Origin of the sequence: Zobellia galactanivorans (assembly GCF_000973105.1) — a bacterium.
In the GTDB taxonomy this organism is placed as follows: Bacteria; Bacteroidota; Bacteroidia; order Flavobacteriales; family Flavobacteriaceae; genus Zobellia; species Zobellia galactanivorans.
The window spans coordinates 4303316-4326558 of record NC_015844.1 but is presented as its reverse complement, the minus strand read 5'-3'; the positions used below and the strand labels follow the sequence as shown (position 1 = coordinate 4326558).

Here is a 23243-nt window from a genome sequence, read left to right as displayed (position 1 = left end):
CTTAATCATTCAATCGAAACAACTTATAGGTCTGATGGATCTGTTTTACTACATCTTCCGTTCTATCGGCATGGGTATCGCTTATAAAAATCTGTCCAAAATTCTCATTGTTCACCAAAGCTACAATATGTGACACCCTATGCTCGTCTAATTTATCAAAAATATCGTCTAACAATAAAACGGGCGTCGTTTTCGATTGCATCTTTATAAATTGAAATTGCGCGAATTTCAACGCGATCAAGAAAGATTTTTGTTGACCTTGACTGCCGAACTTTTTAATCGGGTGTCCCGATATCTCAAAACCTAGGTCGTCTTTATGGATCCCCACACTGGTATACTGCAAGGCCTTGTCCTTTTCCACATTACTTTCAAGAAGTGCCAACAAGCCTTGATCCTTCAGCTTGCTTTCATAACGTAGGGAGACCTCTTCGTGCCCTCCTGAAATAGCGACATACTGTTCCTTAAAAATAGGGATAAAACGCTCAAGGAAGCCTATCCTTTTTTCAAAAATCTTGCTGCCATAATCGTTTAACTGCTCATTATATACCGATAAGGTATCTTTATTAAACGTATGGTTGGCCGCAAAATATTTTAAAAGGGAATTCCGTTGGGCCAATACCTTGTTGTACTTCAGAAGGTCTTGAAGATAGTTCTTATCGGATTGCGATATAACACCGTCAATAAACTTCCTACGGGTATCGCTCCCTTCAATAATAAGATCCCTATCGGCCGGAGAGATAATTACCAGCGGCAATAGTCCGATATGGTCTGACAACCGATCATATGCCTTGCCGTTTCGTTTGATTATTTTTTTAGATCCGCGTTTTAAACTGCAAACTATTTTCTCTTGACGGTCTTCTTTTTCAAATTCTCCCTCGATTACGAAAAAATCTTCGTCGTGACGAATGTTTTGTGTCGACACCGGATTGAAGTAACTTTTACCGAAGGAAAGATGGTAAATTGCATCGAGCACATTGGTCTTCCCTATCCCGTTCGGCCCCACCATACAGTTGATCTTTGAGTCGAACTCAAAATCTTTGGAGTCAAAATTTTTGTAATTTATAAGGGATAATTTGCGTAAAAACATGTGCCAAATTTCGAATTAAAATAGGGTTCGTTTCGAAAACATCAAAAATAACGAATAAATACCCTTTCGGTTTTCGATAAAACCATTATTTTTGCGCGACCAATAAAAAATAAAATGGCAACATACAAAAAGCGGGGCTTCAAACCGAAAGACAAAGCAGAAGAGCAAGAAGTTACAGAACAGGAAAGCGCAACTGCAGAAGTTTTTAGTACGCTTGACGAAAGCGCCTCTAAAACAGAAGCATGGGTAGCCAGTAACCAAAACTATATTTTGGGGGTAATTGGTGTGGTAGCAATCAGTGTTCTTGGCTATTTGGCCTACGCACAGTTCGTAGAAAAACCAAAAGAGTCGAATGCGGCCAATGAAATGTACTACCCGCAACAATACTTTGACCAGGCATTGAACAGCCCGACGGCGAAAGACTCGTTGTACAACCTCGCCTTGAACGGCGCAGAGGGCAAATACGGCTTTCTCGATATCATTAATGAATACAGTGGTACAAAAGCCGCCAACCTTGCCAACTATTCCGCAGGTATGGCCTATTTGAACATGCAAAAGTACCAAGAAGCCATTTCGCACCTTGAGGATTTCAAATCTGAAGACGATATTCTAGGAGCTTTGGCCAAAGGTGGACTTGGTGATGCCTTTATGCAATTGGGACAACCCGAAGATGCTTTGGAGTATTACGACAAAGCGATCGCACATAGCAACAACGATTACACCAGACCTAAGTTTTTATACAAGGCCGGGGTTACGGCACTTGAATTGAAGCAAAACGATAAGGCCCTAAAATACTTTCAGAAAATTAAAGATGAATATTCATCTTCTGATGAAGCCCGTACCGTTGATGCTTTCATAGGAATGGCTAAAACCCCCAATTAATGGCTACGGCGAATAAGAACCTTTCGGTTTACGATAAAACGAAAATCCCAAATGCGAAGCATCTTCGATTTGGGATTGTTGTTTCTGAATGGAACACTGAAATCACCGAAGGCCTGTACTCCGGGGCTATTGAAGCCCTTTTGGATTGCGGCGCGCTTGAGTCGAATATACTACGCTGGGATGTACCCGGAAGCTTTGAGCTTACTTACGGCTGCAAAAAGATGGCCACCACACAAGAGGTCGATGCCGTTATTGCCATAGGAAGCGTTATTCAAGGCGAAACCAAGCACTTCGATTTTGTTTGTAGTGCTACCGCCCAGGGCATTAAAGATTTGAACGTTCAATTGGACACCCCTGTAATTTTCTGTGTGCTGACCGACAACAATTTGCAACAAGCACGGGAACGCAGTGGAGGAAAGCACGGCAACAAAGGTACCGAAGCCGCCATTGCCGCCATTCAAATGGCCAGCTTAGGCAAGTAAGCCTTAAAGCGCCCCAAACTTTTTAAGTATACCGTTGTGGGTATGTCGGCCTATTTTAGCACGGTCAACATCTTAAAACTCCAACTATTCGGACCGCAACAACTTAAAACACTGCAAACCAAGGAGTAGATTGCTTCGTTTTTCTTTAATTCATCTCTTATCGGGCTCTTGTTAACAAATTTTGGCATTGGCAAGACGGCATATTTTTTGATTTTAAGTAACTTTGGAGTTCATGGGAATGCTAAGTAAATTCACGCGCTTAAAGCGAAACAAGAAGTTTGGATACGCCCCTCGTTATTTTGACGATAAGGGAAAAGGCAGTCCGTTCAAAATTGAACCAAAATTCGATCAATATAGAAGTACGCTCAATGCCCCAAGAGGACTAAAAGGGAAATTCGGTAATGCCATGGCCGACATGAGACGCCAAGGTGACAACAACCTAAAAATACGGATGGCCATCATTTTGGCCATTTTAGTACTGATCGTACTTTTTATCATCGATTTTGACCTTTCTATATTCTTTCCGAACTAATGGCAGATATCATAAAACTTTTACCGGACCATGTTGCCAATCAGATTGCAGCGGGTGAAGTGGTTCAACGCCCTGCCTCGGTGGTCAAGGAATTGCTTGAAAACGCTATTGATGCGGGTGCCACCACTATAAAACTCATCATTAAAGAAGGAGGTAAAATCCTCATTCAAGTTGTTGATGACGGTATGGGCATGAGTGCGACCGATGCACGCTTGAGTTTTGAGCGTCACGCTACGTCAAAAATACAGAAGGCCGAAGACCTTTTCAACCTGAACACCAAAGGGTTCCGCGGCGAGGCCTTGGCTTCCATTGCGGCGATTGCCCATGTAGAAATGCAGACCAGGCCCGAAACCGAGGAATTGGGTACCCATATCAAAATTGAAGGCAGTAAAATCATTTTTCAAGAAGCCAGCGTTACCCCCAAGGGTACGTCTATGGCGGTAAAAAACCTGTTTTTCAACATTCCGGCCCGACGGAATTTCCTAAAAAGCAATCAAGTCGAGCTCAGGCATATCACCGACGAATTTCACCGTGTGGCCTTGGCCCATCCTTCGATAGCCTTTCACTTTTACAATAACGGGAATGAACTTTTCAATCTTCCTTCGGACAATTACCGAAAGCGTATCGTGAATATCTTCGGAAGCCGTACCAACCAGAAATTGGTGCCGGTAGAAGAAGAAACCCCGATCGTAAAGATAAAAGGGTTTATTACCAAGCCCGAATTCGCCAAAAAAAGCCGTGGCGAGCAGTTCTTCTTTATCAACAACAGATTCATTAAAAGTCCGTATTTACACCATGCCGTAGTGGCGGCCTTTGAAGGACTGATAAAATCGGACTCTTACCCTGGTTATTTTCTTTATTTAGAAGTGGATCCGGGTTCTATAGATATCAATATACACCCGACCAAAACGGAGGTCAAATTTGACGACGAGCACAGCCTGTACGCCATTTTACGGTCTACGGTAAAGCACAGCTTGGGCCAATTTAACGTGGCCCCTGCCCTAGACTTCGAGCACGACCCGAATTTACAGACCCCATACGAGTTCAAGAACAAATCCGCCGTGCCTCCCAAGGTGACTGTAGATGCAGGCTTCAATCCTTTTCAAGAGTCCAAAAGCCCATCACCGTCCCCCGCTTCAAGAAGCTATCAAAAGCCAAGTTCCGGCAATTGGGAAAGCCTATACGTTGGCCTCGAGTCAAAAATGGGCGCCGATGACGAACCCGGTAGTATCAGCTTTGAATCCGATACGATTACAGGCTCTATCTTTGAAGGTGAAAAAGAAACCACAGAGGCGGTTACCACCACCTTCCAAATCAGAAGAAAGTACATTGTAACGACGATAAAATCAGGAATGGTGGTCATAGACCAAAGTCGGGCACACCAAAGGGTCCTCTACGAAAAATTCTTAAAGAACAGTACGGTAAAACAAGGAGTAAGCCAGCAGTTGTTATTCCCACTTCACCTTTCTTTTTCAAAGTCTGAAATCAATGCCCTTAAAGAAATTCAGGATATTTTGGTCTCGATCGGCTTCATTTTCGAAAATATAGAAGGTGAATCGATTACGGTTACCGGAGTACCCCTATTAGTGGCCGAAAGCGAAGTTGGCATGATATTGGACCAACTGATATCGGATTACCAACAAGAGGTGACCGACGATAGTTTTTCGCATACGGACATACTTTCAAAAACCTTGGCAAAGACTTTGGCGGTCAAAACCGGGGAAACATTGGACAACGCCTCGCAAATTGCCTTGGTAAACGACCTGTTTGCCTGTAAGGAATCTATGGTAAGTCCGTTTAATAAACCGGTATATATTACCATTACCGAAAATGACATCGACAAAAAATTCATATAAATGGGAAGACTTACAGAAGCCATAAAGCATTTGCTCATAATCAACATTCTGTTTTTTGTGGCTACCTCTATGTACGGCGACCAAATGTACCAATGGTTTTCCTTGTGGTTTCCCAAGAACGAGCACTTTGAAATCTATCAAATCATTACACACATGTTCATGCATGGTGGCTTCACCCACATTGCATTTAACATGTACGCCTTATGGGCCTTTGGTACTCCCCTAGAACAATTATGGGGGCGTAACAAGTTTCTATTTTTCTATTTTTCCGCAGGCCTTGGTTCGGCACTGATCCATACAGGGGTCAATTATTACTATTTTAGCGAAGGCATGCAAGCCTTGGTAAATAGTGGTATGACCGAAGCCAACGTCATGGAGATTATCTCTTCGGGCCAGTACAGTCCCGATTGGTACAATATTGCATCAAAAAGCACCATAGACAATTTCTTATCGGCCTATAGCACTCCTGCCGTAGGGGCCTCTGGGGCCATCTATGGCGTTTTGGTAGCCTTTGGAATGATGTTCCCCAATAGTGAGCTTTTCTTGATTTTCCTTCCCATCCCCATTAAAGCGAAATACTTTATTCCCGTTTTAATAGGATTGGACTTATTTTCAGGAGTGACCGGATATAGTCTTTTCGGTCAAGGCATTGCCCATTTCGCCCACATTGGCGGTGCTTTATTCGGCTTTTTAATGATGTGGTATTGGAAAAAAAATCAGTTTAACAACAACCGCTGGAACTAAGATGACGAACGGAGACTTAAAATATCAGTATGCCCGATTGAGCGTTTCCGAAAAGCTCATAGTAATTAACGTTATCGTTTTTATCGTTATGGGGCTTATTTCGGCGCTTATTAGCCCTAGGTTTGAAGAATGGTTCGCCCTGCCCAAAGATTTCTTCGACTTCTTAATGCAGCCTTGGTCCATTGTGACCTACTCTTTTTTGCACGGTGGAATTTTCCATATTATCTGGAATATGTACGTGCTCTACGTGGCGGGCCGTATTTTACTTAACCTTTTTGACGGCAGGCGATTCTTGAACATCTATTTTTTGGGCGTTATTTTAGGTGGACTCCTATTTCTCTTAAGCTATAACATTTTCCCAACACTAATAGGCGTTAACGCTTCCCTTATTGGGGCATCCGCCGGGGTCATGGCCGTGCTTATATTTGTGTGCACCTACATACCCAATCAAGAAGTCCGTCTTATTTTCTTTAACGTAAAACTCTGGCAAATAGGTCTGTTCGTTGTTCTGATGGATTTGGTACAGATTCCCATGGGAGGCAATGTTGGGGGACGCATAGCGCATTTGGGTGGTGCCCTTCTAGGTTATATGTACGCCAAACAGCTATACAATGGAAAGGACATCGGCGAAGGTTTTTCAAAAATGGTAGATGCCATAGCCAACCTTTTCAAAAAAACCGAAAAGAAAGCCCCTTTGAAAACGGTTTACAAGAATAGGCAATCGACCACAACAACTTCAAAAGCCAATTACGACAAACAGGCCCATCAAAAAAAGATAGATGCTATTTTAGACAAGATCAGCAAGTCGGGTTACGAAAGTCTTTCTAAAGCGGAAAAGGACTTTCTTTTCAAGGCCGGCAAGGAAGATTAGCTTATGAAGGGACTTTCATTTTTCAATAAAATCGCTTACTTCTTTAATCTAATTTTTGCCCTAGTACTTCTAGCGGCCTGTGGGGTACCCTACATTTCCCTTGAACTTTTTCCGTTTTTGTCGATTTTGAGTTTGGGCGTGCCCGCTTTGGTGGTCGTCAACGGACTCTTTTTTCTCTACTGGTTGTTAAACCAAAAATGGCAAGCGCTTACCTCATTGTTCGTTTTGGTCTTTGGCTATTTTACCTTGGGCACTTTTATCAAAATCGCCCCAAAATCAGTTGATTTTCAAGAAGACGAACTAAAGGTAATGACTTATAACGTACGGGCTTTCAACCGATATCATTTTTTAGACAACGACAACATCCCGCAAGAGATCGAAAATTTGGTCAAACAAGAGAAGCCCGACATCATCAGTTTTCAAGAGGTAGGCCATGATATGCAGGTAGATTATTTAGACTACCCTTATCACTTCCTAAAACGAATCCCGACAGGTGGAAAGGTGCACATGGCCATATTTTCAAAATATCCTATAATCAATGCGGAAATCATTAATTTTCCGAACAGTATCAATAATGGTTCCTATGCCGACATCCTCTATAAAAAAGACACGATACGGCTCTACAACCTACACATGCAGTCATTGGGCATTACCCCTGGCACGGGCGTGTTGCGCTCGCAATCTTCAGAGCGCTTGTACCGAAGGGTAACCAACGCCTTCAAGCGCCAACAGCACCAAGCACAGATCATAGCCGAACACAAGTCCAAAAGTCCCTATAAAACCTTGGTTTGCGGCGACTTCAACAACACTCAATTCTCTTCGGTCTACCATACCATCAAGGGCGATATGCAAGATACCTTTATAGCAAAAGGCTCGGGTTACGGACGTACGTACAATTTTTTAAAGATTCCTATTCGCATCGACTTTATCATGGCCGATGCCAACTTTGAAGTTATGGCCCACAAAAACTACGACAACAAGTATTCGGACCACTTTCCGGTTATGGCCTCATTCCGATTGAAAGAGTAAGAAACAATCGGTAGCGTCGGCCAAGATATGTATCAACAAGGCCCAGCCGAAAATTCTCGTCTTTTTAAAATACAGCAATCCAAAATATAAGGCTATGGCCCAATAACTGTGTAAGGGATGAAAGCCGATACTACAACGATCGGGATCAAAGATGGGGTTTGCCAACAAATGGTCAACATCGATAATTATACCCGCCAATAGTATAAATATGGCCTTCGTTCGGTATTCTTTATAGAAATACCATCCTACCAGAACGGGAACCAAAAAATGGATCCCATAGTGCAAGAATAACCTAAGCATTTAGAAAGCTTAAGTCCTGCGCCTTTAAATAGCTCAAGGCATTGGTTCCCTCATTAAACAACAAATCGAGTATACTGGTATTGGCCACAAAACTATTTCTATCGGAAAAGACTTGCGTATACGTTTCGGGAGCGAAATCCAGCTTTTTTTTTGCATTCACAAGAAATCGACCGTCTACCATGCTTACCGGTGTGGTTTCGTACGTAACCGTCTTTTCTTCGGGCATATCCAACTGAAGGCAATCGCATACGGTCTGTATGCTCAAAAGATTGAAGTCTAACAAATACTCGTACGGCCTTTCGTAAAGCGGCGCAATTTCATCTTCGTAGAATTCAAAAAAGGGCGAGGTTCTGTACGCGGTTTGCAAGGTTCTCCAATGCTGACGTTGCCACTGATACGTGTTTTCCAGTTTAACGTCTTTGTATTTCTGCCTGCCTTGGCTTCCCCCAACATGGCGAATGGGTATGCTGAGCATATGTCTTCCCAAATCATTACAAATGTAGGCCCGGTTACGGTAGGTCTGTTTCTGAAAATTATCTTCCATTTCCCAACAAACCTCGTGTTGGGCAATTACCGAAAAACTTGCTATATCCGGAACATAGGCCGGGTTCAAAAGAATCTTCAATGCTATTACTTTTTAAAAACTATTTGTTCAGAATACCTGAGGAATATATTTGAGCAAAATACGAACCCCTACAACAAAAACCAATAAGGCGGTAATTCTTTTGATGCCTTTAGGGGTAAATCGTTTTAAGCTGATACGAATTCCAAGTTGACCACCGACAAGAACCGATACCACAAGGGCCAGAGTTTCCTTCCAAGGAAGGTCTAACATCCCCCCTTGAACCAGACCGGCAAGTCCCGAAATTGAATTCACCAAAATAAAAAAACTGGCCAATGCCGCAATTTTAATAGACTTGTCCCATTTCAGATGGTTGAGGATGGGCGCCAAAAAAATACCCCCGCCAATACCTACGAGTCCTGACAAAAGACCGATACCACCTCCCAGCAAATAGGTCATCCACTTCGGGTAGTCCGCCACCTTTTCAGAGGGGTCCCTTTTTGAAAAGGTCTGCAAGGCCAGAAAAATGGCCGAAGTCACTAAGGAGAAGCCTAGCAACAGAAAAAAAACATGTTCTTCCAAACGAAAAGAAGCCCCTATAAATGCCATGGGAATACTAGCCAAAACAAAGGGCAAGAAATCCTTTAACTTGCCATGGCCGTTCTTGAAGTACAAATAGGTACTGCCGGAAACCACCACCAGATTACAGATCAAGGCGATGGAACGAATAGCAAAAAAACCGCCCAAAAAGAGTGTCAACAAAGCCAAATAACTAGATCCGCCCCCAAAACCCACCGAAGAGTATAGGGTGGCCACAATAAAGAAACCCAAACACAAGAGCACCAGGTTTTCAGTACTTAAGAGCATGCCTTGTAATTTGGTTCATTCCTCCTTCAACATTGATCAAATGGGCCTTAGCGTAGATTCCCTTGAGTTTTTCCACGGCTTTTCGGCTTCGCACCCCAGATTGACAGACTACATAGATCGGCCCATCGGTTAAAATTTCACCATGCCGTTCATCAAGTTCGGAAAGTGGGATGTTTTTAGCGAAAGACAAGTGCTTCCTTTCGAATTCCTTTGGAGTACGGACATCTATAAGCTCTACTTCGCCCTTTTCAACGAGCTGTTGGAAAGCTTCAGGAGTAATGGATGCCATGGGCAGGCCACAGTCAAAATCATAGCTTTCACGAAGTGCTTTTATCTTTAGGTTTTCGGGGTTTACCGTAAACCGAATTTTCTGAAAATTGTTCAACAACCCATCAAAGAGCAACAATTTCCCCGAAAGGGTCTCCCCTATTCCCGTTATCATTTTTACAGTTTCCAAGGCTTGAAAATTACCGATGATTCCGGGTACAATGCCCAAAACCCCATTTTCATCACAGTTGGGCACCTCATCGGCCTTCGGCATTTCAGGAAAAAGACAGCGATAGGTTGCCCCCCCTTTAAAATTAAAAACGCTTACCTGGCCTTCAAAGCTGTGCAAGGCACCGTAAACAAAGGGTTTTCCTAAAATAACACAAGCATCGTTTACCAAATATCGGGTAGGAAAATTATCGGAAGCGTCGACGACCACATCATAATCCGCTATAATTTCAAGCGCATTCCCTTGGGTCAAAAAAGTTTCGTACGAAATTATTTCGGTCTCCGAATTCTGCGCTTTTAGCTTATGAACAGCAGTAGCAACTTTAGGCGTATTCACATCTTTTTCAGAATACAGTACTTGTCTGTGCAAGTTTGAAAGTGATACCACATCATTGTCTACAATGCCCAAAGTACCTATCCCCATAGCGTTAAGATAGGTAAGCACGGGTACTCCGAGTCCGCCCGCGCCTATCACCAGTACTTTGGCCGACTGTAATTTCAGCTGGGCCTCCATACCAAACTCTTTTAGAATCGTTTGTCGGTCGTAGCGTTCCGCATTCATTCCACCGCCAGTTTTACGATAGCTTCCTTATATTCTTCCTCTGAATTGGCATTCAAAAGCACATTCGGGTTATCGGGAAAAACCAATTTCACCTCGCTGTTAATCAAATATTTTCTAGGACAGGTCCCGTTTCCACTTTCTAGATAGGCCAAGCTTTCCTTAAAAGCCTTGGGTTCCCAAATAGCGCAGAGCGGTTCGGGCAAAGGGTTTTCTTTTTGGGCAAATGAAGTCGCCACCATATTCGGGTCGCGAGCTGCAATCAATTCCTGTAAGGCCTTAAGGTCGATCAAGGGAAGGTCGCAGGCCAACACCAACCAAGCCACATCAGGGTGCTGTAAATGCGCGGATAGGAGTCCGTTATACGGCCCTCTATACTTGTTTTCGTCAATAACCACTTCAAGGTCTTCGGCTATCTCTTGAGCTTGTTCCGGCCTGATACTTAAAAAGGTCTTTTCACAAACCCTGCCCAGCAGCTTATAGAGATAATCGCGTTGTGGCATACCGTGATAGGGAATCAAACCCTTGTCTTTTCCCATGCGGGTACTTTTTCCTCCGGCCAGCACCAAACCGTATATTTTAGGACCTATAATCATTCTTTCCTCCTGTTTTTTCTTCTAACTGAACATTGGTAATGCGTATATCGTGTGACAAGGCCTTGCACATATCGTAAATGGTCAATGCACTAACCGAAACCCCTGTAAGCGCCTCCATTTCAACTCCCGTTTTTTCGGTACATTTTACGGTACAGCTAATTTCTAAAGCCTGCCCTTGGGGCACAATATCGATCTGTACTTTTGACAGGTTGATCTGATGGCAAAGCGGAATAAGCTCTGACGTTTTTTTTACGGCCTGAATACCGGCAATGACCGCTGTTTGGATAATGCTTCCCTTTTTACCCAGAAAATCTTGGGCCGCCAAGGTCTCAAAAACCTCCTTGGGAAATTCTACTTGGCCCGAGGCCCTTGCCATTCGTGCCGTTACTTTTTTTTCGGATACGTCTACCATTGCCGCGTTACCCGAGGCATCAATATGTGAGAGTTTTTTTTCCATGAAATTAGCCTCCTATTGAAGTCATTGAATTGGCGAAAACGCCTTTGTACTTTTGTTGCGCCTCGAAGCCCGTTTTAGAACGGCTTCCTATGGCCTTCAAAATACTTTTCTTTATTTTTTCCGTTGACCCTTCCCCCCGTAAAATATCGCGTATGTTCATGCTCGGTTGCGCATACAGACAGGTAATGACATCTCCCGTAGCCGAAATTCTCAGACGATTACACGAACCACAAAACGTTCTACTAAAGGAAGGAATAACCCCGAAGGTTCCTTTAAAACCCGGAATTTTATAATTGATGGATGTTGATGTTTTGGGCGATGGCAACTCGTAATAATCGGGATGGCGTTCTTTTACATAGGCCAAAATCCGCTTATAGTCCCACGCAATACTTTCAAAGGTCTTACTTCCTCCATTAAAGGGCATTTCCTCAAGGAAGCGTACCGAAACCTTATAATGCTTGGTAAGCTCCAGCATCGGCAATATGTCTTCGGTATTCTGTCCTTCCAAGGCAATGAAATTGATCCTTACGTTAAAACCTTCGGTAATCAGTCTAATGATATTGTTATGTACGGTATCATAATGGTCGCGACGGGTGATTTTTTCAAAGGTCTCACGGTTGATGGCATCCATACTAACATTGATGTTTTTTACGCCCAATTCCTTGAGTTCATCAATGTAGGGGCCGATCAAAGTAGCGTTCGTAGTCACGGAAATATCGTTAAGCCCTTCGAGTTGGGACAAATGGCGCATGAGCACCATCAGGTCTTTTCTGACAAAAGGTTCCCCTCCCGTAATCCGTATTTTATCGACGCCCTGTGACACCAGGATCTCACTCAATCTAGAAAGCTCATCAATAGTGAAGAGCTTATCGTTCTTGGCAAAATTGATCCCCTCGGCAGGCATACAGTAATTACATCGCAAATTGCAACGATCGGTCACTGCCAAGCGAACGTAATTAATGGTTCTATTATGATTGTCTATCAACATACATCTATCGTTCTCGTTTCGGTTTATTCAACCGTTATCGCCCCAGTCGTTTTTACAAAACCCGACTTTTCCTTCTATTTATGGATGGGCCGAAACCCAAACCGTCTTATTCTTAAAAATTTCCTTCTTCCAAATCGGCACCCGTTCCTTTAAGGTGTCTATTAAATAGCGACAGGCCTCGAAACAGGCCTCGCGGTGTGCCGACGAAGCCCCTACTACCACAACGGGTTCCTCTACCTCTTTTTTTCCTACGGCATGACGGATGACCACCTTGTTCAGCTCCCATTTTTGGGTCGCTTCGCCAGCTATTTTTCCCATTTCCTTGAGGGCCATGCTTTTGTAGGCCTCAAACTCAAGTGCCGTTACCTCCTCGTTATTGGTGAATTCCCTAACGGCCCCTACAAAAACACAAATACCTCCGCTATTGGGGTGTGAAAGCTCGGCATATACCTGCCCAGGGTCAATTTCATCTACAATTTCTACAACCATATTTCAAGATCATCCGCCGCTTACGGGGGGAATTATAGCTATTTCATCACCAAGGTTCAAGCCCTTGCTATCATCGGCATATTCACTATTTACGGCCACTGCCAAAGAAGAGAGATTATCAAACTCGGGAAAGGTCTCACTGAGCCTTTCCTTTAATTCTAAAACCGATTGTGGCACGACATCGCCCCCTTCAAAACGAAATGACGACGTACCTACAATATCCTTGGCAATCCCGAATAACAATACTTCCATATTCAAATAAAAGTTTAAAGATACAATTTACTTAAAAAAACAGCATTCCTTAGTCCTTTAAGACGACTTTGGCATTTTCAGGTTTCGCGTAAAACGAATCGGGCCTTGATGTCTCTTCCAAACTAATATTCTCAAAAACGGTAGGCTCTTTCGCCTCTTTGATCGTACGGCCCTCATAATTGTGCCATGTCATAGATTTCGGCAATTGTATACCCTCTACCTCTATCCAATCATTGTAATGTATCCAACGCACATTTTCAGATTTTTCATTGCTACCGAAGGTAAAGGTATACCCCAACCAAGCCATTTTATAGGTTTCGGGATCGTAGTGCAAGTAATAATCGTCTTTTGAAGAAGCCCCGACCCCATCGTTGTAACTGATATGGATTCCCGGATAGCTCTTACCTTCATACACTAAATCCTCGGCGGGTTTATAGTTGATTCCCGAATCGGAAAAAACAAAGGGCATGGCATAAAAATAGAACATCAGGTTATGATATAGTGCCGGATTGCCTTTATAGGAATCCTGTTCGTCGAGCAACCAAACCGCATCCCCATCGAAACCCATTGTTACCGGGGGAATTTCGACCTTATCCCTTCTCGAATATAGATCTACCGTGTGCACCTCTACCGATTTAGGCTTCGGCAGGCTAAAGCTCAAAGTGCGTTTGCTCTTCCAGTTTTTCAATCCCCCATGGGCGTCAAACACCTTGACCAAGGCTTCCGGATACCTCTCATTCGCTACAACCGTCTCCGTTTTTACATCCGTTTCTACCTTTTTTTCACTCTTGGCCACCTCTTTACAGCTCGATAGTCCCAAAATCAATACAATCGTTAAAATTCGCTTCATCTGTTTGTTTTAGTTTTAGCTCTATAGGTCGCACAAAGGCTCTTTTATTTACATTTGCGGTATGCACAAATCTAAGCAAATCTCGAGCGTTCAAAATACGCTGGTCAAGAAAATACTGCTTTTAAAGGAAAAGTCTAGGGAACGGAAGAAAACCGGACTTTTTATTGTGGAGGGCCAAAGGGAAATACAATTGGCCCTGAAAGGGGGCTACCACTTTGATACGGTGCTTTTTCAACCCGAGCTGATCGACTTCAAAGAAACCTTATCGCTTTTTGAAAGTAGTTCGTCGACACCCGATTATATCGAGATCAGCAAGGAAGTGTATCAAAAGTTGGCCTATAGGCAAACTACCGAAGGTATCTTGGCCATTGCCCAAAGTAAGCCTACCCTGTTAAGTGAATTAAAGCTAGGCAAGAAAGACCCCTTGATCCTTGTTGCGGAAGCACCTGAAAAACCCGGAAACATAGGGGCACTGTTGCGTACTGCCGATGCTGCAAATCTTGACGCCGTGCTCATTGCCAACCCTAAGACCGACCTCTACAACCCTAATATAATACGTTCCAGTGTGGGCTGCGTTTTTACGAACAACATAGCCATGGGCAGCAGCACGGAGGTCATCGATTTTCTCAAGGCCCAAAACATCAATATTTACTGTGCGGCCCTTTCGGCCTCCGAAACCTATACCGAAACCGATTTCAAGCCAGGGTCGGCCATTGTTGTCGGCACCGAAGCGGACGGACTCTCAGAAGAATGGCTCAACAGCTCAAAACAGAACATCATCATACCCATGCAGGGTGAAATCGATTCTATGAACGTATCGGTCTCGGCCGCTATTCTTATCTTTGAAGCAAAAAGACAACGGAATTTTAAATAATCCCTGTTTTATTCTTTAGGAGACCTACACCATTTTACCAAAAACCACTATCCAATGAGTATGCTGTTTTATATTATAATCACCATTCTCGTACTTCAATTCATTATTGAGACCGTACTGGACTATTTAAACTCCAAACGCTACAACGACCCCATACCGGAAGAACTCAACGACGTATTCGACGAAACCGAATACAAAAAATCGCAGGCCTATAAAAAGACCAACTATCGTTTTGGACTTATTACTTCTAGTTTCTCGTTTCTTTTGACCATAGGCTTTTTGATTTTTGGGGGATTTGAATGGATAGACCAATGGGTACGCACCATTACCGACCAAGCTATTCCCATGGCTCTTTTGTTCTTTGGTGTCATCATGATAGGAAGCGATGTGGTAACCCTTCCCCTTTCGTATTATTCGACCTTCGTTATCGAAGAGAAATTCGGGTTCAACAAAACCACCAAGGGTACGTTCTTTTTAGATAAGATAAAGGGATGGGCAATGACCGTGGTGGTAGGGGGGCTCCTACTGTCCGTTATCATTTGGTTCTTTCAATGGACGGGCACCAGCTTTTGGATCTATGCCTGGGCGCTCATAACGCTTTTTACGGTATTCATGAATCTCTTCTACAGCAAGCTGATCGTACCGCTCTTTAACAAACAGACCCCGCTTGAAGACGGAAGCCTCAAAACCAAGATAGAATCCTTTGCCAAAAATGTCGGTTTTGAACTCAACAACATCTTTGTGATAGACGGATCAAAACGATCTACCAAGGCCAATGCCTATTTTTCTGGTTTTGGTAAGGAAAAACGGGTCACCCTTTACGACACCCTGATCAAGGACTTGGAGGAGGAAGAAATTGTTGCCGTTTTGGCACATGAAGTCGGTCATTACAAAAAAAAGCATATCATTTTCAACCTTATAGCTTCAATTTTGCTAACCGGACTTACCTTGTTCGTACTATCACTATTCGTCAACAACCCCGATGTATCTATGGCCATTGGCGTATCACGGCCCAGTTTTCATGCCGCCCTGATCGGTTTTGCCATTCTCTACAGTCCTATCTCAGAAATCACTGGTTTAATTATGAACCATTTTTCAAGAAAATTCGAGTATCAGGCCGACGATTATGCCAAGGCTACCTATGCCGCCACCCCCCTGATCACCTCCTTAAAAAAGTTATCCAAAAACAGTCTGAGCAACCTTACGCCCCATCCGGCCTTTGTTTTTATGCATTATTCGCACCCTACCCTTCTGCAACGCATTCAAAACCTAAAACGATAGTCTGGATGATGGCCGTTACAATATAAGGACACATTGTCCGCAGCTTAAAAAGAGGTATAATTTTTGTTGTAAGGCTGCTAAGATTGTGCTATTTTTATTTGACTATGACGCAGGAAGCTATAGAAAAAGAAAACAAACAGATAGCCAAGCAATATAAAGAATTGCTACGCATAAGCTATCAACACTTATCGGACGACGATAAGACACTGATTCGCTCTGCCTTTGAAATAGCGGTAGACGCCCACAAAAACCAACGTAGAAAATCTGGGGAAGCCTATATATTCCATCCGATCGCCGTGGCCAAAATAGTGGCTTCGGAAATCGGCCTCGATGCCACTTCCATTGCTTCGGCCCTTTTACACGATGTTGTAGAAGATTCGGAGTATACGCTAGATGACATTGAGCGCATGTTCGGCAAGGTAGTCGCCCGTATAGTTGACGGACTCACCAAGATCGCCCACCTTAAAAAGGACATGAACACCTCGCAACAGGCGGAAAACTTCCGGAAGATGTTGCTGACCCTCAACGACGATGTGCGTGTCATCATCATTAAAATCGCCGATCGCTACCACAACATGCTCACCATGGATGCCATGCCCGAGCACAAACAGGTGCAGATGGCCTCGGAAACCCTGTACATCTATGCCCCTTTGGCCCATCGTATCGGACTTTACAATATAAAGACGGAACTTGAGGACCTTAGTCTTAAGTATACGGAACCCGATGTCTACAACGACATCAAAGAAAAGATCGAAGACTCAAAAGAGGAACAGCAAGCTTATATCGATGCCTTTTCGGGCGTAATAGACAAATCGTTAAAAGAAGAGGGCTTAAACTATTACATCAAAGGACGGATGAAATCGATTTTTTCCATCCGCAGGAAGATGAAGGCCCAAAATGTCGCCTTTGACGAAATCTACGACAAATTTGCCATTCGTATTATTTACAAATCGGATCGACAGAACGAGAAATTTCTGGCCTGGAAAATCTATTCCATAGTTACCGACCACTTTACCCCCAACCCCGTACGACTTCGGGATTGGATATCCTCCCCGAAAACCACGGGTTACGAGGCCTTGCACATAACGGTAATGGGACCAAAAGGTCGATGGGTAGAAGTACAGATACGCAGCGAACGTATGCACGAGATTGCCGAAAAAGGCTATGCGGCCCATTTTAAGTACAAACATGGGGACCAAAAAGAACAAGGCATCGAAATTTGGCTGAACCGTTTACAGGAAGCCCTAGAAAACGCCAACACCAATGCCGTCGATTTTGTAGAGGAGTTCAAGCTCAATCTTTATTCCAAGGAAATTTTTGTATTTACCCCCAAAGGGGAGCTGAAGTCCTTGCCCAAAGGGGCCACCCCTCTCGACTTTGCATTCAACATACACACCGAGGTCGGTATGCGCACCCGGGGCTCAAAGGTCAATGGCAAACTCGTTCCTTTGAACACCACATTACATAGTGGTGACCAAGTTGAAATCATTACCTCCGACCAGGCAAAACCGAACCAAAACTGGCTCGACTATGCCACTACCGCCCGCGCAAGGGCCAAAATAAAATCTTCCCTACGTGAAGAGAAAAAGTCCATTGCCGAAGAAGGCAAGGAAGTCTTGAGGAGAAAACTGAAATCGCAAAAAGTAAGCTTGAACGAAGATACGGTGAACAAAATGGTCACCTTCTTTAAGCTAAAAACCAGTCTCGACCTGTTTTATAGGGTAGGAATAGGTGCAATCGACAATCAGATGATCAAAGATTTTACCTCTTCGTATTCCAATGCCTTCATCAGTTTCTTTAAGAACAAGATCCGCCGGGCCTCCGCCCCCAACGAAATCAACAAGGAGGAGATTACCAGCAAGTACGATGTTCTGGTTTTTGGGAAGGAAGAAGAAAAACTCGAATACAAACTATCGCAATGCTGTAACCCTATCCCTGGGGACGATGTTTTCGGTTTTGTCAGTGTTAACGAAGGTATTAAGGTACATAAGAAGAACTGTCCCAATGCCATACAGTTACAATCCAATTACGCCTACAGGATCATCAGTGCCAAGTGGATCGATTCTACCCAGCAGGAATTCCAATCGGTCATACGTTTAACAGGTATAGACAACCTCGGACTCGTAAGCGAGATTACCGAGGTTATATCGGACAATATGCATGTAAATATCCGAAACCTTAACTTCAGTACCGACGGAGGAACTTTCGTTGGAGAAATCACCGTAGTGGTCAAAAATATCGGCATCCTCAAAAAACTAATCGTCAATTTAAAGAAAATCAACGGAATCGATAAAGTCACAAGAATTTAGAATTCTAATTAAAATATAACCGTACATTTGCAAATTGACGAACAGAACCTAATTATGGCAGAGAACAAAAATCAAGAGATCGTAAAGAATGTTTTCACCAACTTTTTAGAAGAAAACGGGCATAGGAAAACACCCGAACGTTACGCCATACTTCAAGAAATTTATGATAGCGAAGACCATTTTGATATTGAGTCGCTATACATAAACATGAAAAACAAGAATTACAGGGTAAGTCGCGCCACCCTTTACAATACCATTGAACTTTTGTTAGAATGTAAATTGGTTCGCAAGCACCAATTCGGTAAAAATCAGGCGCAATACGAGAAATCATACTTTGACCGTCAGCACGACCACGTTATCTTGACCGACACCGGTGAGGTAATGGAGTTCTGCGATCCTCGTATTCAATCGATAAAGAAAACCATTGAGGAAGTATTTGATATAAAAATCAACACACACTCCCTTTATTTTTATGGTACTCGAAATAAAAAAGAAAACACAAACAGCTAACCAAAATTTTAGATGGCAGTAGATTTATTGTTAGGATTACAGTGGGGAGACGAAGGAAAAGGAAAAATCGTTGACGTTCTTACCAAAGATTATGATATTATAGCCCGATTTCAAGGTGGGCCCAACGCGGGACACACTTTGGAATTTGATGGAATAAAGCATGTATTACACACCATTCCATCCGGAATTTTCCACAAAGAGTCCATAAACATCGTAGGTAACGGCGTGGTTATCGACCCCGTTATCTTTAAAAAAGAGCTTGACGCCTTAGACAAGTTCAATATAGACATCAAGGCTAAATTGTTCATTTCAAGAAAGGCCCATTTGATATTGCCAACACACCGTTTGCTCGATGCCGCTTCCGAAGCATCAAAAGGTAAGGCCAAAATCGGGTCCACCCTTAAAGGGATCGGACCTACGTATATGGACAAGACCGGACGTAACGGTATGCGCATCGGAGACCTAGAATTGTCTGACTGGAAAGAGAAGTACCGTAACTTGGCCAACAAGCACGAGGCCATGATCGCCTACTACAATGTAGACGTACAGTACGATTTGGCCGAATTGGAAAAAGATTTCTTCGAATCGGTTAGCGAGTTAAAAAAATTGACCTTTATCGATAGTGAGGAATACCTTTTCCAAGCTCAAAAAAGCGGAAAGAAAATATTGGCAGAAGGAGCCCAAGGTTCTTTATTGGATATCGATTTCGGAACCTATCCCTTCGTTACCTCCAGTAACACCACTGCCGCAGGTGCCTGTACAGGTCTTGGGGTCGCCCCGAACCAGATAGGTGACGTCAAGGGTATTTTCAAGGCTTACACCACAAGGGTCGGCAGCGGTCCTTTTCCAACCGAACTCTTTGATGAAGACGGTGAAACCATGGCACGTGTCGGTAACGAATTCGGCGCCACCACAGGACGTCCGAGACGATGCGGCTGGCTAGACTTGGTCGCCCTTAAATACGCCGTACAAATCAATGGCGTTACCGAATTGATGATGATGAAAGCCGACGTTTTAAGTGGTTTTGACAAGATAAAAGTCTGTACCGCCTATAATTACAAGGGCGAACAAATAGAGCATCTTCCCTTCAACATAGAGCCTGAGAACGTAACCCCGATCTACAGTGAAATGAAGGGCTGGTCTGAAGACCTTACCAAAATGAACAATGCCGATCAGTTACCGGAAGCCTTACAGGCCTACATCGACTTTTTAGAAAAAGAACTCGAAGTACCGATCAAAATTGTATCCGTAGGTCCCGACCGTACGCAGACCATCCATAGATAGTCTAAAGATTTTTAGCAGAACTTCGGAATATATTATAATGATATAGTTTAGGATGATGGTGGATAAACTAGGTTTCCCACACTACCTACAATCGTCCTAAATCTATCCTAAACTATATCACTTCCTTTAAAAAAAGCCTATTTTTGGGCAAAATATCCGATAGCCTTGAATCTACTTCGTATTTTTTTACTACTTCTTTGCCCCGTCTTTATAAGCTATGGGCAAGACAAAAAGACGACCGTAACCGATACTACCCAGAGTAAACAGATCAATATTGTTTACGGTGCCAACTTTACAAAAAACGAAGCCCAGTTTCCCGGTGCCTCAATATTCAGTAAAGACGACAGACAGGTTCAATTCGAACACCAAGGAGCCGACCTATGGTGCGATATCGCTATCTTTTATCAAAAAGAAAACCGCTTACGGGCCTTGGGCAACGTTCGTTTACAACAGGGTGACTCCATTGAAATGACCAGTGGAAAAATCAATTATGACGGTGAAACCAAACTTGCCAAGGCTTTTGAAGAGGTTCTTTTAGAGACCGACCAAAAAAGTGGCAAAATGACCTTAAAAACCGACACGCTCTATTTTGACCGCCAAAAACAAGAAGCCTACTACAACAGCTCGGGCACCATTGTCGATTCAACCAATACCCTTACCAGCGAAATTGGCCGCTACTTTATGGAACTCGACAAGTACCAGTTTTTAGACAGTGTACACATTGAAAACCCCCAGTATACCTTAGATTCTGACCGCCTCGATTATTACACCACATCAAAGAACGCCTACATGTACGGTCCTTCGACCATAACGGGTGAAACCTATAAAATTTATTGTGAACGCGGGTTTTACGATACGAAAGTCGAAAGTGGCTACGGAATAAAAAATACCCGTATCGACTACAACAATCGTATCATACAAGGCGATAGCGTATATTTTGACAAGGCTAGCGAATTTGCCTCGGCCACCAACAACATTGTAGTCACCGATACCATAAACAAGGGAATTGTTCGTGCCCACTATGCCGAAGTATTCAAGGCAAAAGATTCGGTTTTTGCCACCAAGCGGGCCGTATCCATAAGTTTGGTAGAGCAAGATTCGCTTTATATGCACGGCGACACTTTAATGATAACGGGAAAACCCGAAAACCGTGTACTTCGTGCATTTAGAAATGCGAAATTCTACAAGACCGATTTGAGCGGTAAGTGCGACTCTATATTTTCTTCTGAGAAAACGGGAATCACCCAACTGATTCGCAATCCGGTCATATGGAACGGCGAAAACCAGATGACGGGCGATAGCATACACCTTATATCAAATCTTGAAACCGAAAAACTAGACTCCCTAAAAGTACTTGAAAACGCTTTTATTATTTCCTTGGACAGTATTGGAAAAACCGGTTATAACCAGGCTAAGGGAAAAGACCTCTTCGGGAAGTTTGAAGACAATGAACTCAAGTATATCGACTTGATCAAGAACACCGAGGTCATCTATTACATGTACAATGATGACGACGAGCTTATAGGCATAGACAAAACCATTTGCAGCCGGATCAATATTGTCATGGCCAATAATGATGTGGAAGACCTTACCTTCTTTACCGAACCCAATGGCGATATATTCCCTGAAAAGGAACTCCCCGTTGAGAGCCGGAAACTCAAAGGTTTCATCTGGCGTGGCGATGAGCGTATCAGGACCAAGGACGACATTTTCGACGAAGACGACAACAATCTTGTGCTACCGGTCATACGGGGCATTGACAACCCTATCGACATTGATGCCGAAGAGGCGGAACGCAGCCAAAACTCGGGCGATCCGGTCAACAAAATCCCTTCTTCAAATGACAAGGCCCCGGCTCCCAAGCTTAGGCCCAAAGTTCAAAAGGTGACTTCAAGTCCGATACAATGAAAGAAGATTTTTTAAAATACCAGGCACAAACCTCCCCTTACCCGTTGGCTTTGCCAATTTCGCATGCCAAAGGCAGTTATATTTACGATACCGATGGCAAGGCCCATTTAGATTTTGTTGCGGGAGTCTCGGCCTGTAGCCTCGGACACTGCCATCCCAAAGTAGTGGAGGCCGTACAAAAACAAGCCGAAACCTATATGCACGTAATGGTATACGGGGAATACATTCAAGAACCGGCGGTAGCCTATACCAAACTACTCGCTTCACTTTTGCCTCCTTCCCTAGAAACCACGTATATGGTGAACAGTGGTACCGAAGCGGTCGAAGGCGCCATGAAACTAGCACGTAGGGCTACCGGAAGAAGTCGATTGTTGGCCGCCCGACACGCCTACCACGGCAACACCATGGGCAGTTTGAGCGTAATGGGCTACGAAGAACGCAAAAGTGCCTTTAGGCCCCTCATACCGGATGTAGGGTTTATCCGGTTCAACAACGAAGACGACCTCGATAAGATCACCGACAAGACCGCGGCCGTAATTTTGGAAACCATACAAGGCGGGGCGGGTTTTATAGAACCTACCAATGGCTATCTAAAAAAGGTGCGCCAGCGTTGTAACGCTACCGGCACTATGCTGATCTTAGACGAAATCCAACCCGGTTTTGGCCGTACCGGAAAACTTTTCGCCTTTGAACATTACGATTGCGTACCCGATATCTTGGTCATGGGCAAGGGCATGGCTTCCGGACTACCCGTAGGAGCCTTTACCGCTTCCAAAGAGCTTATGTCTACCTTACAGGACAGTCCGAAATTAGGACACATCACCACATTTGGTGGAAACCCGGTTATTGCCTCGGCCTGTTTGGCCACCCTAAAGGAAATTACCGAGACCCAACTGATCGCGGACACCCTAAAAAAAGAAGCCCTTGTCAGAAAGCTACTAAAACACCGACTAATCAAGGAAATTAGGGGAAAAGGCCTAATGCTCGCCTTGATTATGGAAAATGCCGAAATAGCAAATCACGTAATACTGAACTGCGCCAAAAGAGGTTTAATCTTATTTTGGTTGCTCTTTGAGCCCCGTGCGGTACGAATTTCACCTCCCTTAACCATGTCCACCGAGGAAATTGAAAGTGGTTGTGGCATAATACTTGAAGTTTTAGAAGGTTATAAGCAATAAG

At 43.7% G+C, this 23243-nt stretch carries 25 protein-coding genes; 14 read left to right on the top strand and 11 right to left on the bottom strand.

All coding sequences use genetic code 11. The annotated features are described in order from the left end of the window. Position 1: 1 nt before the first annotated feature. Complete coding sequence (gene recF / locus ZOBGAL_RS17370) at positions 2 to 1087, bottom strand: DNA replication/repair protein RecF (protein WP_013995023.1); 1086 nt, start codon at positions 1085 to 1087, stop codon at positions 2 to 4. A 114-nt stretch (positions 1088 to 1201) separates the two neighbouring features. On the opposite strand from recF, the gene ZOBGAL_RS17365 reads away from it, so the two are divergent. From ZOBGAL_RS17365 to ZOBGAL_RS17335, 7 genes are all read left to right on the top strand, one after another. Then, on the top strand, positions 1202 to 1969 hold the full coding sequence (locus tag ZOBGAL_RS17365) for a tetratricopeptide repeat protein (RefSeq protein WP_013995022.1): 768 nt from the start codon (positions 1202 to 1204) through the stop codon (positions 1967 to 1969). Continuing rightward, positions 1969 to 2451 carry a 6,7-dimethyl-8-ribityllumazine synthase gene (ribH, locus tag ZOBGAL_RS17360; RefSeq protein WP_013995021.1) on the top strand — a complete coding sequence of 161 codons (483 nt, stop codon included), beginning with the start codon at positions 1969 to 1971 and terminating at the stop codon, positions 2449 to 2451. The genes ZOBGAL_RS17365 and ribH overlap by 1 nt, the downstream gene beginning before the upstream one ends. Positions 2452 to 2683: 232 nt before the next feature. Further along, positions 2684 to 2983 (top strand): hypothetical protein, encoded by a 300-nt coding sequence (locus ZOBGAL_RS17355; protein ID WP_013995020.1) that lies wholly within the window; start codon positions 2684 to 2686, stop codon positions 2981 to 2983. Beyond that, a complete protein-coding gene (gene mutL, locus ZOBGAL_RS17350) occupies positions 2983 to 4839 on the top strand; it encodes a DNA mismatch repair endonuclease MutL (protein ID WP_013995019.1) in 1857 nt (618 codons plus the stop codon). The genes ZOBGAL_RS17355 and mutL overlap by 1 nt, the downstream gene beginning before the upstream one ends. Continuing rightward, positions 4840 to 5583, top strand: a complete 744-nt coding sequence (locus tag ZOBGAL_RS17345) for a rhomboid family intramembrane serine protease (RefSeq protein ID WP_013995018.1) — start codon at positions 4840 to 4842, stop codon at positions 5581 to 5583. A 1-nt stretch (position 5584) separates the two neighbouring features. Continuing rightward, positions 5585 to 6454: a rhomboid family protein gene (locus ZOBGAL_RS17340; RefSeq protein ID WP_013995017.1), complete on the top strand. Its 870-nt coding sequence runs from the start codon at positions 5585 to 5587 to the stop codon at positions 6452 to 6454. A gap of 3 nt (positions 6455 to 6457) precedes the next feature. Beyond that, on the top strand, positions 6458 to 7483 hold the full coding sequence (locus tag ZOBGAL_RS17335) for an endonuclease/exonuclease/phosphatase family protein (RefSeq protein WP_013995016.1): 1026 nt from the start codon (positions 6458 to 6460) through the stop codon (positions 7481 to 7483). Here the strand turns inward: ZOBGAL_RS17335 and ZOBGAL_RS17330 are convergent. From ZOBGAL_RS17330 to ZOBGAL_RS17285, 10 genes are all read right to left on the bottom strand, one after another. Beyond that, positions 7463 to 7783 carry a DUF6122 family protein gene (locus ZOBGAL_RS17330; protein WP_013995015.1) on the bottom strand — a complete coding sequence of 107 codons (321 nt, stop codon included), beginning with the start codon at positions 7781 to 7783 and terminating at the stop codon, positions 7463 to 7465. The genes ZOBGAL_RS17335 and ZOBGAL_RS17330 overlap by 21 nt on opposite strands. Then, positions 7776 to 8408 (bottom strand): WbqC family protein, encoded by a 633-nt coding sequence (locus tag ZOBGAL_RS17325; protein WP_013995014.1) that lies wholly within the window; start codon positions 8406 to 8408, stop codon positions 7776 to 7778. The genes ZOBGAL_RS17330 and ZOBGAL_RS17325 overlap by 8 nt, the downstream gene beginning before the upstream one ends. A gap of 27 nt (positions 8409 to 8435) precedes the next feature. Continuing rightward, positions 8436 to 9212, bottom strand: coding sequence for a sulfite exporter TauE/SafE family protein (locus ZOBGAL_RS17320; protein WP_013995013.1), 777 nt, complete (start codon positions 9210 to 9212; stop codon positions 8436 to 8438). Continuing rightward, on the bottom strand, positions 9196 to 10269 hold the full coding sequence (locus tag ZOBGAL_RS17315; protein ID WP_013995012.1) for a HesA/MoeB/ThiF family protein: 1074 nt from the start codon (positions 10267 to 10269) through the stop codon (positions 9196 to 9198). Before ZOBGAL_RS17315 ends, ZOBGAL_RS17320 begins: the two co-directional genes overlap by 17 nt. Further along, a complete protein-coding gene (locus ZOBGAL_RS17310; RefSeq protein ID WP_013995011.1) occupies positions 10266 to 10862 on the bottom strand; it encodes an NTP transferase domain-containing protein in 597 nt (198 codons plus the stop codon). The genes ZOBGAL_RS17315 and ZOBGAL_RS17310 overlap by 4 nt, the downstream gene beginning before the upstream one ends. Then, positions 10846 to 11319 (bottom strand): cyclic pyranopterin monophosphate synthase MoaC, encoded by a 474-nt coding sequence (gene moaC, locus ZOBGAL_RS17305; RefSeq protein WP_013995010.1) that lies wholly within the window; start codon positions 11317 to 11319, stop codon positions 10846 to 10848. Before moaC ends, ZOBGAL_RS17310 begins: the two co-directional genes overlap by 17 nt. 4 nt (positions 11320 to 11323) lie before the next feature. Next, entirely contained in the window at positions 11324 to 12307 is a 984-nt protein-coding gene (gene moaA / locus ZOBGAL_RS17300; RefSeq protein ID WP_013995009.1) for a GTP 3',8-cyclase MoaA, read from the bottom strand. Between the two features lie 78 nt (positions 12308 to 12385). Beyond that, the gene (locus tag ZOBGAL_RS17295) at positions 12386 to 12796 is read right to left on the bottom strand and encodes a molybdenum cofactor biosynthesis protein MoaE (protein ID WP_013995008.1); all 411 of its coding nucleotides are present in this window, start codon (positions 12794 to 12796) and stop codon (positions 12386 to 12388) included. Positions 12797 to 12805: 9 nt separating this feature from the next. Continuing rightward, positions 12806 to 13048: a MoaD/ThiS family protein gene (locus ZOBGAL_RS17290; RefSeq protein WP_046287574.1), complete on the bottom strand. Its 243-nt coding sequence runs from the start codon at positions 13046 to 13048 to the stop codon at positions 12806 to 12808. Positions 13049 to 13097: 49 nt separating this feature from the next. After that, a complete protein-coding gene (locus ZOBGAL_RS17285) occupies positions 13098 to 13898 on the bottom strand; it encodes a DUF6503 family protein (RefSeq protein WP_013995007.1) in 801 nt (266 codons plus the stop codon). A gap of 61 nt (positions 13899 to 13959) precedes the next feature. Between ZOBGAL_RS17285 and ZOBGAL_RS17280 the strand changes: the two genes are divergently transcribed. The 7 genes from ZOBGAL_RS17280 to ZOBGAL_RS17250 all read left to right on the top strand — a co-directional run bounded on the left by ZOBGAL_RS17280 (position 13960) and on the right by ZOBGAL_RS17250 (position 23242). Then, positions 13960 to 14772 (top strand): TrmH family RNA methyltransferase, encoded by an 813-nt coding sequence (locus tag ZOBGAL_RS17280; protein WP_013995006.1) that lies wholly within the window; start codon positions 13960 to 13962, stop codon positions 14770 to 14772. 54 nt (positions 14773 to 14826) lie between these two features. Continuing rightward, positions 14827 to 16053: a M48 family metallopeptidase gene (locus ZOBGAL_RS17275; protein ID WP_013995005.1), complete on the top strand. Its 1227-nt coding sequence runs from the start codon at positions 14827 to 14829 to the stop codon at positions 16051 to 16053. Positions 16054 to 16157: 104 nt separating this feature from the next. Further along, a complete protein-coding gene (locus ZOBGAL_RS17270) occupies positions 16158 to 18362 on the top strand; it encodes a RelA/SpoT family protein (RefSeq protein ID WP_013995004.1) in 2205 nt (734 codons plus the stop codon). 54 nt (positions 18363 to 18416) lie between these two features. Beyond that, entirely contained in the window at positions 18417 to 18872 is a 456-nt protein-coding gene (locus tag ZOBGAL_RS17265; protein ID WP_013995003.1) for a Fur family transcriptional regulator, read from the top strand. A 12-nt stretch (positions 18873 to 18884) separates the two neighbouring features. Beyond that, on the top strand, positions 18885 to 20156 hold the full coding sequence (locus ZOBGAL_RS17260; RefSeq protein ID WP_013995002.1) for an adenylosuccinate synthase: 1272 nt from the start codon (positions 18885 to 18887) through the stop codon (positions 20154 to 20156). A 165-nt stretch (positions 20157 to 20321) separates the two neighbouring features. Then, a complete protein-coding gene (locus tag ZOBGAL_RS17255; RefSeq protein WP_013995001.1) occupies positions 20322 to 22064 on the top strand; it encodes an OstA-like protein in 1743 nt (580 codons plus the stop codon). Continuing rightward, positions 22061 to 23242, top strand: a complete 1182-nt coding sequence (locus tag ZOBGAL_RS17250) for an aspartate aminotransferase family protein (RefSeq protein WP_013995000.1) — start codon at positions 22061 to 22063, stop codon at positions 23240 to 23242. The genes ZOBGAL_RS17255 and ZOBGAL_RS17250 overlap by 4 nt, the downstream gene beginning before the upstream one ends. The last annotated feature ends 1 nt before the right edge of the window (position 23243 follow it).

What these genes read in the sequence shown, in the direction of transcription:
- recF (WP_013995023.1), bottom strand. Translation starts at nt 1,087, where the DNA reads ATGTTTTTACGCAAATTATCCCTTATAAATTACAAAAATTTTGACTCC.
- ZOBGAL_RS17365 (WP_013995022.1), top strand. Translation starts at nt 1,202, where the DNA reads ATGGCAACATACAAAAAGCGGGGCTTCAAACCGAAAGACAAAGCAGAA.
- ribH (WP_013995021.1), top strand. Translation starts at nt 1,969, where the DNA reads ATGGCTACGGCGAATAAGAACCTTTCGGTTTACGATAAAACGAAAATC.
- ZOBGAL_RS17355 (WP_013995020.1), top strand. Translation starts at nt 2,684, where the DNA reads ATGGGAATGCTAAGTAAATTCACGCGCTTAAAGCGAAACAAGAAGTTT.
- mutL (WP_013995019.1), top strand. Translation starts at nt 2,983, where the DNA reads ATGGCAGATATCATAAAACTTTTACCGGACCATGTTGCCAATCAGATT.
- ZOBGAL_RS17345 (WP_013995018.1), top strand. Translation starts at nt 4,840, where the DNA reads ATGGGAAGACTTACAGAAGCCATAAAGCATTTGCTCATAATCAACATT.
- ZOBGAL_RS17340 (WP_013995017.1), top strand. Translation starts at nt 5,585, where the DNA reads ATGACGAACGGAGACTTAAAATATCAGTATGCCCGATTGAGCGTTTCC.
- ZOBGAL_RS17335 (WP_013995016.1), top strand. Translation starts at nt 6,458, where the DNA reads ATGAAGGGACTTTCATTTTTCAATAAAATCGCTTACTTCTTTAATCTA.
- ZOBGAL_RS17330 (WP_013995015.1), bottom strand. Translation starts at nt 7,783, where the DNA reads ATGCTTAGGTTATTCTTGCACTATGGGATCCATTTTTTGGTTCCCGTT.
- ZOBGAL_RS17320 (WP_013995013.1), bottom strand. Translation starts at nt 9,212, where the DNA reads ATGCTCTTAAGTACTGAAAACCTGGTGCTCTTGTGTTTGGGTTTCTTT.
- ZOBGAL_RS17315 (WP_013995012.1), bottom strand. Translation starts at nt 10,269, where the DNA reads ATGAATGCGGAACGCTACGACCGACAAACGATTCTAAAAGAGTTTGGT.
- ZOBGAL_RS17310 (WP_013995011.1), bottom strand. Translation starts at nt 10,862, where the DNA reads ATGATTATAGGTCCTAAAATATACGGTTTGGTGCTGGCCGGAGGAAAA.
- moaC (WP_013995010.1), bottom strand. Translation starts at nt 11,319, where the DNA reads ATGGAAAAAAAACTCTCACATATTGATGCCTCGGGTAACGCGGCAATG.
- moaA (WP_013995009.1), bottom strand. Translation starts at nt 12,307, where the DNA reads ATGTTGATAGACAATCATAATAGAACCATTAATTACGTTCGCTTGGCA.
- ZOBGAL_RS17295 (WP_013995008.1), bottom strand. Translation starts at nt 12,796, where the DNA reads ATGGTTGTAGAAATTGTAGATGAAATTGACCCTGGGCAGGTATATGCC.
- ZOBGAL_RS17290 (WP_046287574.1), bottom strand. Translation starts at nt 13,048, where the DNA reads ATGGAAGTATTGTTATTCGGGATTGCCAAGGATATTGTAGGTACGTCG.
- ZOBGAL_RS17285 (WP_013995007.1), bottom strand. Translation starts at nt 13,898, where the DNA reads ATGAAGCGAATTTTAACGATTGTATTGATTTTGGGACTATCGAGCTGT.
- ZOBGAL_RS17280 (WP_013995006.1), top strand. Translation starts at nt 13,960, where the DNA reads ATGCACAAATCTAAGCAAATCTCGAGCGTTCAAAATACGCTGGTCAAG.
- ZOBGAL_RS17275 (WP_013995005.1), top strand. Translation starts at nt 14,827, where the DNA reads ATGAGTATGCTGTTTTATATTATAATCACCATTCTCGTACTTCAATTC.
- ZOBGAL_RS17270 (WP_013995004.1), top strand. Translation starts at nt 16,158, where the DNA reads ATGACGCAGGAAGCTATAGAAAAAGAAAACAAACAGATAGCCAAGCAA.
- ZOBGAL_RS17265 (WP_013995003.1), top strand. Translation starts at nt 18,417, where the DNA reads ATGGCAGAGAACAAAAATCAAGAGATCGTAAAGAATGTTTTCACCAAC.
- ZOBGAL_RS17260 (WP_013995002.1), top strand. Translation starts at nt 18,885, where the DNA reads ATGGCAGTAGATTTATTGTTAGGATTACAGTGGGGAGACGAAGGAAAA.
- ZOBGAL_RS17250 (WP_013995000.1), top strand. Translation starts at nt 22,061, where the DNA reads ATGAAAGAAGATTTTTTAAAATACCAGGCACAAACCTCCCCTTACCCG.